Source organism: uncultured Lactobacillus sp. (genome assembly GCF_902491705.1).
GTDB lineage: Bacteria > Bacillota > Bacilli > Lactobacillales > Lactobacillaceae > Lactobacillus.
Window position 1 is genome coordinate 20,806 of record NZ_CABUIW010000026.1, and the last position, 8,934, is coordinate 29,739.

Genomic DNA, 8,934 nt, shown 5'->3' on the forward strand with positions numbered 1-8,934 from the left:
TAATTCTCGTATTTTTTCTACGACTAATATCAAACATAGCATGCCTTTTTATTATCCTAGAGATTGTAGACTTACACAAGGGCTCCCCAAAACGTGATATTACATAATCTTTATCATCATTCTTGATTTGAACTTCTCGCCATTTTTTAAGTATTGTAATTGTAAAATCATCTAATATTATACGCAAAAGCTATTTTGTACATTTTATCTATACTCTACTTTGGATTTACTATTTTGGTGAAAGATTGAGTAAGAGATTCTTTAACAAACTCATCTGATAAAACTGTCGCTCTTTCTTTTTGTTTTTAATTTGTCAAAAGTTTATTTGCTTCTTCTCGTATTTGGTTCTCGGTTTGTTTTGAAATAGATTGTGAACCAATCTTATAGCCAATCATAACAATAAAACTTATTACGATTAAACCTCTACTCCAACCAGAAATCGAGCCTTCACTTTGTTAAACATGACACACTTCTTTATTAGTGAAAGCCACATCATATCAAGATTAGTTTGGAGATTTTATCATATGATTAACTACAAATTATGGTATACTAACGATAATAAATTGTTATCGGTAGGAGTGGGAAAAATGGATGATAAAACATGCTTTGTAGTTATGGGTTACGGAGTAAAGAAAATCCCTGGGACGTTGGTGAAGCTAAACTTAGATGATATATATTTTAAGTTTATAAAGCCAGTTTTATCACAGAATAATTTGAACTCCATTTACTCCACAAATGCATATCGAGGTGATGAAGTTCCTACTTCTGTAGCTATTAATAAAAATTTCATTACATCTATTTTTTTAGCTGATATAGTAATTGCTGATATAAGTACTCTGAATCAAAATGCGATCTATGAGTTAGGACTTCGTCATGCAATGAAACCTAAGTCTACAATTATTCTTTGTGAGGAAATTACGATTCGCAAATATCCATTTTTTGATATCTCAATGAGTCCACAGATAAGATATCATAGAAAGAAAATATTATCGGATGAAAACTATAGAAAATCCGTTCAGGAGCAATTGGAAAAAACTTTAATAGCTTGTTTAAATTCTAATCCAGAATACATTGATAGTCCTGTATTTGATTATAATTTATATAGAATTGAACCATTAATTCAATTGTCAAAAAACGAAGATACAGAAGGCGACTCGATAAGGATTATGATTCAAGAAGCTGAAAATTTGAAGGAAAATATGCAGTTTGAAGAAGCCGAGAAAAAGTATCTTCAGATTTTAAACTTATCTTTTGATGAGGACATATTGTCTCAATACATTTTATGTCGCTATAAAAAAGATATAACCATAGAAAATCTACTTTCGACCTTATCATACATTGATAAAAAAATAGACTTAACCACCTCTACAAATGAAAACTTGCTAGGTATTGTTGCAGCGATAAATAAGCAAATTTTTGCACTTAATAGAGAATGTAAGTTCTTAGAACAAGCTAGAAGATATTACAAAAATGGTTCAAATTTTGAGAGTGGGAATCTATATTGTGCTAGAAATTACTGTGCCCTTTTATTAAAACAATATCGTATATCTAAGGACATCGAATCAGTAAAAGAATACTATTACTCTGCTGTTCATTTTGCTAAAACTTGCTTAACAGAATTACAATTTCTCAAACGAGAGGAAACTGAGCTCGATGATATTTGGTTTAATGAAAATGTTAAAGATTTGACTTTAATTGCATTTGGTACTGACGAATCAATTATTAAATTTAAGCCTATTACAAAAAGGCAAGAAGAGACTGTTACCTCAGGTCGTAAAGAGCTAAAGGAAGATTATTACGAAACTCTAAAAATAATAAAAGGGAAGTGAGTCAATTTACTCACTTCCCTTTTAAAATCTCTTATCTCTTGATAATTTCCAATAATGTAAACCTAGTGGTGTCAAACGACAAGACTTGCTGTTCATAGCAGCAAAATACATGTGTTCCTCCCCAACAGGTTCGATCAAACCAACACTTTCATATAGTTGCAATTCTTTAAATTTGTCTACATTTGTTTGCTGAGCAAACGGCTCTTTATATTCATGAGTAATATCAGGTGTATTGGTAAATTCAAATGATGGGTCTAATTGAAATTCAGAAGTTGGTTCCACAAAGTAATGATGAAGTTTTCGTAATACCTTTTTGGACACTTTAGCTTCAACAGTTCTGATAGGTAAAAATCCTGTAATATTTGTTTTAAATAGTGGTCTTTGTTCCCACACTCCAAGTGACTGATCTACAAAAGAATATAAACTAGCAGGAGTGATATTTCCGCTAACATCTGCTGCTCCACCTTTTAGAGCCTGAATAAGTAATTCAGTAAATACACCATGACCAGTTATTCCGTCTTCAATGGCAACCTCATCTCGATTGCTTGCTGTTAAAATCGTAACGCCTTTTCCAATAATAGCATCCGGGGAATCTATAGCACTAAAATCTCCTAACTTCCCAGAATAACAACAATCTAAAATGATAATTTTATTCCGACTTTTAGAGATATTCGCTAGTCGAAGTATTTCATTCATAGAAATACCCATATCATAGCCATTAAAATCTGGCGTTACAATTTGACCAGCCATCTCATCTGTTCCATGACCTGAGAAATAAAAAAGTGCAATATCAGATTCTCCCTCTTTAAATAAAGAATGAAGGTCCTCCAATAACTCTGCTTTTGTTTGTACATTACGTTTTAGCTTAACACTGAAATTAGGAGAACCATCCTCGTTTGTCTCTAATAATTTCGCTATCTCCTCTGCATCATTTACACATCCTCTTAATGGAGCCTGAGAATATGCATCAATACCAACAATTAATGCCTTATTTTTTAGCATAAATTGTACCTCACAATTGTTTTATCCATGCGCTAATCTTTTCCCAATTCCAATCTACTACAGGAATATAGCCACATTCATTTGGAATCGTTACATCACTATGATTTTTATTACCATAAATTGCAAATAGTGGTATCCCCTCATCAGTAGCACAATTCATTTCCCAAATTTGCCCATTGGCTTGCTTGGTATTCCGAGTGATGATAGAAATCATACCATCACAGCCTCTAATCCTTGCTCTACATCTAGTTTTCCATTGTGAATCCCACGGTTGCTTAACAGACATATCCACAAATTCAAATGGGGAGTTCGTATTTCGTGATTGTCCTTTTAGTAAATCTCGAAGATTTTCATCCTCAATTGCAAAGCTTATAAAGATTCTTTTCATCTAAATTCTCCTAAAAATGTACTCTGTCTCATTATACCACTTTAGAAAACGCTTTATACTATTTTCCCTTCAATTTTATTAAATTTTTGTTCCAATGTCTTTTTCCAAAAGTGTATTTCTTTTTCCAAAGTATTTTCAAAGAAGTAATCGATTTGCTTAGTATTTTCTAAAGTGAAGTCTGATATGGAAACAATTTTTTTATCATCCTTTAAAATACCATCAATACGTAAATTCTTTTGCTTAATGATTAGAATAGGAATATTATTTGAAATTGCCATAGCACCTTCAATTTGACAAAATGAGCTAGTAATCCATTTCCCATCTAATGATTGTTCTTCAGCCTCAAAAAACTTTTCATCCTGAACTGCTCCTTTTTTTAAAATTCCAGATTGAATATACGTATGTCCAAAAGCTAAAATAACCATTCCATAACATCTTTTTATCATTTCATTAAGAACAGTTAGAGATTCATATGGTGAATAGTCTTTCGCTTGCAATGTTATGCTTTCTATATTGTACTTATCTAGGGTACTTTTTAGTTTGTCTATAAAATACTGTTGTTCTTTAGTAAATGGATTAGGTCTACTGAAAAATACTCTTATTTTTTTGTTATTCACGCCATTTCTCCTACCGATAACAATTTATTATCACTATACGAAGCACTCAAATAGGTTTATAATAGCATGATTATTGATAAAGGAGATTTTTATGGATTATAAACTTATTTCTACTTACTTAGATTATTGCAAAACTCATAAGCGTTTGAGTTCACACACGATTCGCGCTTATAAGAATGATCTTATGCAATTTTATAACTCAGACTATGATAATGTCGAATCCTATATAGAACAGTTGACACGATCTAACATAAAAACGAATACATTAAGAAGAAAAATTGCTTGTATGAAGGTGTTTTATAACTATCTAAAATACCAGAACATAATTGAAGAGAATCCCTTCAATCAATTGCGCTTTCAATTTAGAACTGAAAAAGTATTGCCTAAAACGATTCCATATGACATTCTGAAAAGCATTTTTATATATTTAGAACGGAAAGTAATTGTATCTAAAACTGACTATCAAAAACAACACGCTGAAAGAAATCTACTAATTATTTCACTTTTACTTTCAACAGGCATCAGAATTTCTGAACTTTGCCACATTCATCTCAAAGACATTAATCTGTCCAACAAGACACTCCATATTATAGGAAAGGGTAAGAAAGAACGTATCCTATTTTTAGGAGATCAAAAAACATTCAATTTATTAGAAACATATATAAATAAAACAAGAAATGAATCCAATGATTTCTTGTTTCCAGGGAAACATTCACTTAAACCATTGTCAGAGCAAAGTGTACGTTTAGTAATAAAGAGAATCGTTGAACAAAATAACTTTTCTAGAACTATTACACCGCATATGTTTAGACATAGCTTTGCGACAATGCTTCTAGATAGTGATGTAGATATTCGATATATTCAACAAATTCTTGGACATAGTTCTATATCAATCACACAAATCTATACTCACGTATCTCATTCAAAACAAAAAGAAATACTTAGTTCTTTTAATCCCGTATCAGTAATTCATTCTGAAATCGAGTAAGAGACATTTCCAAAGTCTACAGTTCACTTCATCTTAAATTAATTTTTTTAGTTCGACTTTAGTTAATAGATTTTATACTCAACAAAAGCAAAAAACATATAAAACTTCACTTTGAATCAGCATTTATACTATATTCCGTATTAAGGACTCCATAATTGTTTTTCTAAAATACATCTTTCAAATATCCTTAAATATAATAAAAAGAGATGGGCAAAATCTCAATTCCTGAAGAAAATGGAGTAAATCTTCCCACAAGAAAACGCATAATTTCAAGTTTTTCAACACCTGATACTATGCGTTTTTTGGTTCTAAAAAATTTTCGCCCACCTTAAACAACTAACAAAAGTCATAAGTAGACTATATTTTAAAATTTTTGTTCTAACAACCATTTCGATTAGTTAAATCTTTAAATCTTTCTTCTCCAGATTTAAGCATATCCTTTTCTACCTGACTCCACTCTCCAAACAATAATTCATGAAGAACAGCTGCTGCTGATATTTCATCATCTCTCGAATCGTAAACACAGGTCCTATCTCGTTGATAGATTTGGATTTGTTCAAAGATACCTAATTGCTCCAGCTGGTGGGTATTCTCAACTAGATTGTTCACTATCAGATCATGATGTTCTTTTGGAGTTGCGCGTGCTTGATTTGGATTGATAGCGTACAGTTCTTCGTATCGGATAAGGGTGCTCAGATAGGACAGCTTAGGCTTTGTCGCAATCAAGGCTAATTGTACTTCATATCCCTTACTTTTCAAGAGTTGTGCTGTTTCCTTTGGAACGTCAATCGTTCGTAAAGTTCCCTCTATCAAAAGATTGTATCCCAAATGACTCAATTCTGTTACTAAAGACTCTACCATTTTGCCTGCAAAATCTTTGGTGTATTCAACACTGTCTTTGCCATATTCTTGCTGCAGTTCTAAATAGTGTGGATGCTGAGAACGAAAACTATCGCCATCTATGATAACAATATTTCCTTGAAATTCTTTCTGTTTAATACGATGAATTGTAGTCTTACCGGCACCACTTTGCCCTCCAAGCAAAATCGCTATAGGTTGCTTACTGGACTTTTTTCCTCTTGTCAGAGAACGAAGATTCCTTGCTAAAGCATGTTTGAATTCGCTACCAGTATAATCTTGGATTTCCATTAGGCTACCATCCGTTTTTCAGATATCTCTAACATACGTTCAATTCCATCCAAATAGCCGCTATATCTCTCTATTTCATCAAAAGTTTCTACTAAATAGATATTCGTATGAATCAAGTCAGATAGATCATTACTCATTAAAATCCAAGGATTAGATTCATCATCAATGCTAATTCCCTGACTATCTTGATAACGATAGAGTCGAGATAGTAGATTAGCACCTCTTTCTTTCACAATTTCAATTTTTAAAGTCAATTCATAATCTTCAACAGGATTGAGCATTTTATCTTCTCCTACAATATCGACATAAGATACATTAAACTTCTGACAAATGATGTCTATTAGTTCTGTAGATACTGAACTGGTTCCATTTTCATAACGGCTCAAGCTATTTCGAGAAATTCCTATAATTCGGGCAAATTCGGGTTGTGTTAAGCCATATGTTTTACGTAAGGATTTTATGTTTTTTCCAATCATAGCAAACTCCTTTTATTTGATACCACCATTATAACATTTAGAAAAAGCAAATGCACCATTTTTGGTGCGTTATTGACTATTTTTCCTAAATCTCTCTAAATTCTTCTCTAATTGTTCCTTATGAAGTTGATTCTTAGCTTCCTTTAATGTGTCGTCCAAAGTTTCTTCTCTATAAGTTGATTCTCTTTTAAGTTGTTCGGTTTCTTGATTTGGAGTGAAAATGATATCTATCAGTAGGTCTATTTTTTCAGGATCTGGGACGGACATATCAGATAGTCGATGAATTAGCTTCTTAAATATATCACCATTGTCTTGGTTTTTCTTAAAAAATGTTGTAAACATCTATAATCTCTAAAAAAAGCAGCCTATCAGGACTGCTTAGTATAATTCGGAAATCGCATCATAAATGGACTGCAATTTCTTAGATTCTCTTTTGCGGCCTTGACTTCTTTATCAATCATTAGGTCATTTGAGCCGGCCACTTGTTGGATAGTGTCTAAAGCTTGTTTGAGTTCTTCTTCATCCTGACCAAAGACACCAATCAAGAAGACTGTTTGAAACAGTTTATCTCCTGTCTCTGTCATGGTTTTTAATAGCTCCTCAGCTTCATCGATATTGCTTTCTAATACATGACCTACTTTTTCCAAATAGATACCTGTACGAGCTAGTTTTTGTTGTTCCCCAACCTTTTGGGATTCCATCAAGGTCTTCTTTGTTCGTAGTTTCTTCATGGCATCTGCTTTGGTCGAACTTTGTGCATGGAGACTCACAATCTTTTGATACAAACGATTCAATTCACTTGGATAGTGAAACTCTCCCGCAAACATTTTTCTGGTTAACTCAATCCAGCTGATATTTCTTTCAGTCAAAATAATGGACAAGTTCTCCCAAAATCGTTCAGCCATATTGCTTCTCCTTTAGCTAGATAAATAATGTGTTTGTGCCATGTAAATCAATTGTTTCGTATCTCTTGGCAATAGAGCTCTAGCCTCTTCCAAATTCAGATTTGAATAAACTCGCTTATTTGAAACCGCAAGAGGAAGTCTGATGGTTAGTTCAGGATTTTTTAAAATCATCTCAACGAAATCCGTTAATCTTAGATTGTCACGGTTCTTAAATCGTAATAAATTGGGAGATAAATACTCAAAACAATCTGAAGAATAGCTCATCATTTCAATTAATCTGTCCTTTGTCATTTCAGAAATAGAATGAGGAGTGACCTCTATGCCATACTTTTGAAAGAAATCCAAAAGAAGTTGATTTCTTTGGCTATTTTTACTTAGATAGAGATCAATCATGAGAGACCTCCCAAAGATTCGGTTCCCTTTGATATTCTGAGACGATTAAGGAATCTAATAAATTTGCGAAGTTAATCGGTTTATTGTCTTCATCATAAGATTTTACAGTTACTTGGGTTGTAAGTATTCCCTCTTTTCCCTCGGCTCGATAGCCTTGTCCATATAAAACAAAAACAAGATTTTGATGATCATCTACAAAGGCATCAGCTCCGTTCTTTATATCCTGACTTTCAAGGAATTCCATAATGTTTTGAAGATAGGATTCATAAAATAGTGGATAAATGAACAAAATAGTTTTGGAGGTATTGATCAATTTATCATAATTGATTCAATTTCTGAATCGCAAAGTGAACTATCTGAGCACTTTTTTGATAATCAAAAGAAATTAGGATTCTCACATCCCAAATCATATGCAAAATGTTATGTATACGGAAAAGTCATTCATATAGTCGAAAAAATAATTCTAATTGGATTGAACTTATTGTTAAGGACAATTTTGACTTTACAGTCAAACTCCAATATAGTAAAAAAAGCGTTCATATTTCAATCTCATAGTAGATGATATGATAAACAAAACCAGTCTAAAATAGAAAAACCAAAAAAACTGCCAAAAATAAATTTGGCAGTTTTTTTGGTAGGGAACCTATTAATTCAAACAGTTTCTCATAATCGCTTATCGCAATAAAAAACCGATATAGTAGGATTCCGCAATTAAATAGCTATATGACTATTATTTAAGACTAATTATATCTCCCGCATTTACTAATAACAGTAAAGTGCTTCTTCAGAAAAACTTATATTAAATTCGTATTAAGCATATAGTAAACATACTAAGATTAGTAGTGAAGAAATCTCCGACAGGAGAGAGTACTCACTACTTTTTCTTTGTATTGAAGTAGTGGTGTCTTGTTAAGTCGTGACTTCTTTTGGCGCTAGACGTTGCTTGATAAACTGGCAAGACACCTTGTTTTAGGTGGAATTTGATCAAAGTATGTGGGACGCTAAACGTCGCGTATTGAGAATAAAATCACTAAAACATGGAATTATTCAAGACAAAAGAGATAATGTCATGCGTGCAGTATTTGGAATTGATATAAGTAAAACAAGTTCTGAGGTAGCAATTTTAGTCAACGGTGAGAAGGTTCATGGCTACACCATACTCAATGATACCATTGGATTCAATCGCC

General features: G+C 32.4%; 9 protein-coding genes and 6 pseudogenes. 3 read left to right on the forward strand and 12 right to left on the reverse strand.

The window, feature by feature from the left end; genetic code table 11:
* Positions 1–37: 37 nt before the first annotated feature.
* Both RDN22_RS06325 and RDN22_RS06330 read right to left on the reverse strand, forming a co-directional pair.
* A pseudogene (locus RDN22_RS06325) lies at positions 38–184 on the reverse strand (site-specific integrase); the annotation flags it as partial.
* Positions 185–230: 46 nt separating this feature from the next.
* A pseudogene (locus RDN22_RS06330) lies at positions 231–463 on the reverse strand (peptidylprolyl isomerase); the annotation flags it as partial.
* A 124-nt stretch (positions 464–587) separates the two neighbouring features.
* Here RDN22_RS06330 and RDN22_RS06335 point away from each other — a divergent pair.
* On the forward strand, positions 588–1,829 hold the full coding sequence (locus RDN22_RS06335; protein ID WP_301354233.1) for a hypothetical protein: 1,242 nt from the start codon (positions 588–590) through the stop codon (positions 1,827–1,829).
* Positions 1,830–1,850: 21 nt separating this feature from the next.
* On the opposite strand, the gene RDN22_RS06340 is transcribed toward RDN22_RS06335, so the two are convergent.
* The 3 genes from RDN22_RS06340 to RDN22_RS06350 are packed head-to-tail and all read right to left on the reverse strand — an operon-like array spanning position 1,851 to position 3,836.
* Positions 1,851–2,831, reverse strand: a complete 981-nt coding sequence (locus RDN22_RS06340) for a caspase family protein (protein WP_301354235.1) — start codon at positions 2,829–2,831, stop codon at positions 1,851–1,853.
* A 10-nt stretch (positions 2,832–2,841) separates the two neighbouring features.
* Positions 2,842–3,219: a TIR domain-containing protein gene (locus RDN22_RS06345; RefSeq protein WP_301354237.1), complete on the reverse strand. Its 378-nt coding sequence runs from the start codon at positions 3,217–3,219 to the stop codon at positions 2,842–2,844.
* Positions 3,220–3,272: 53 nt separating this feature from the next.
* Positions 3,273–3,836 carry a hypothetical protein gene (locus tag RDN22_RS06350; protein ID WP_301354239.1) on the reverse strand — a complete coding sequence of 188 codons (564 nt, stop codon included), beginning with the start codon at positions 3,834–3,836 and terminating at the stop codon, positions 3,273–3,275.
* A gap of 91 nt (positions 3,837–3,927) precedes the next feature.
* Between RDN22_RS06350 and RDN22_RS06355 the strand changes: the two genes are divergently transcribed.
* Positions 3,928–4,824, forward strand: a complete 897-nt coding sequence (locus RDN22_RS06355) for a tyrosine-type recombinase/integrase (protein WP_020903355.1) — start codon at positions 3,928–3,930, stop codon at positions 4,822–4,824.
* A 378-nt stretch (positions 4,825–5,202) separates the two neighbouring features.
* Here RDN22_RS06355 and pezT read toward each other — a convergent pair whose 3' ends face one another.
* The 7 genes and pseudogenes from pezT to RDN22_RS06390 all read right to left on the reverse strand — a co-directional run.
* Complete coding sequence (gene pezT, locus RDN22_RS06360) at positions 5,203–5,973, reverse strand: type II toxin-antitoxin system toxin PezT (RefSeq protein ID WP_301354242.1); 771 nt, start codon at positions 5,971–5,973, stop codon at positions 5,203–5,205.
* The gene (gene pezA / locus RDN22_RS06365) at positions 5,973–6,449 is read right to left on the reverse strand and encodes a type II toxin-antitoxin system antitoxin PezA (protein ID WP_070839266.1); all 477 of its coding nucleotides are present in this window, start codon (positions 6,447–6,449) and stop codon (positions 5,973–5,975) included. The genes pezT and pezA overlap by 1 nt, the downstream gene beginning before the upstream one ends.
* A 69-nt stretch (positions 6,450–6,518) precedes the next feature.
* A complete protein-coding gene (locus tag RDN22_RS06370; RefSeq protein WP_301354245.1) occupies positions 6,519–6,791 on the reverse strand; it encodes a hypothetical protein in 273 nt (90 codons plus the stop codon).
* Positions 6,792–6,853: 62 nt separating this feature from the next.
* Positions 6,854–7,222: pseudogene (locus RDN22_RS06375) on the reverse strand (hypothetical protein); the annotation flags it as partial.
* Positions 7,220–7,354, reverse strand: a pseudogene (locus RDN22_RS06380) (transcriptional regulator); the annotation flags it as partial. The pseudogenes RDN22_RS06375 and RDN22_RS06380, both read right to left, overlap by 3 nt.
* A 12-nt stretch (positions 7,355–7,366) precedes the next feature.
* Positions 7,367–7,747 carry a hypothetical protein gene (locus RDN22_RS06385; protein WP_301354247.1) on the reverse strand — a complete coding sequence of 127 codons (381 nt, stop codon included), beginning with the start codon at positions 7,745–7,747 and terminating at the stop codon, positions 7,367–7,369.
* Positions 7,740–8,027, reverse strand: a pseudogene (locus RDN22_RS06390) (hypothetical protein); the annotation flags it as partial. The gene RDN22_RS06385 and the pseudogene RDN22_RS06390, both read right to left, overlap by 8 nt.
* 711 nt (positions 8,028–8,738) lie before the next feature.
* Here RDN22_RS06390 and RDN22_RS06395 point away from each other — a divergent pair.
* A pseudogene (locus RDN22_RS06395) lies at positions 8,739–8,934 on the forward strand (hypothetical protein); the annotation flags it as partial.

Bases quoted from the DNA above. Each gene is read 5' to 3' on its own strand.
- RDN22_RS06340 (WP_301354235.1), bottom strand. From the start codon at position 2,831: ATGCTAAAAAATAAGGCATTAATTGTTGGTATTGATGCATATTCTCAG.
- RDN22_RS06345 (WP_301354237.1), bottom strand. From the start codon at position 3,219: ATGAAAAGAATCTTTATAAGCTTTGCAATTGAGGATGAAAATCTTCGA.
- RDN22_RS06385 (WP_301354247.1), bottom strand. From the start codon at position 7,747: ATGATTGATCTCTATCTAAGTAAAAATAGCCAAAGAAATCAACTTCTT.
- pezT (WP_301354242.1), bottom strand. From the start codon at position 5,973: ATGGAAATCCAAGATTATACTGGTAGCGAATTCAAACATGCTTTAGCA.
- pezA (WP_070839266.1), bottom strand. From the start codon at position 6,449: ATGATTGGAAAAAACATAAAATCCTTACGTAAAACATATGGCTTAACA.
- RDN22_RS06355 (WP_020903355.1), top strand. From the start codon at position 3,928: ATGGATTATAAACTTATTTCTACTTACTTAGATTATTGCAAAACTCAT.
- RDN22_RS06370 (WP_301354245.1), bottom strand. From the start codon at position 6,791: ATGTTTACAACATTTTTTAAGAAAAACCAAGACAATGGTGATATATTT.
- RDN22_RS06335 (WP_301354233.1), top strand. From the start codon at position 588: ATGGATGATAAAACATGCTTTGTAGTTATGGGTTACGGAGTAAAGAAA.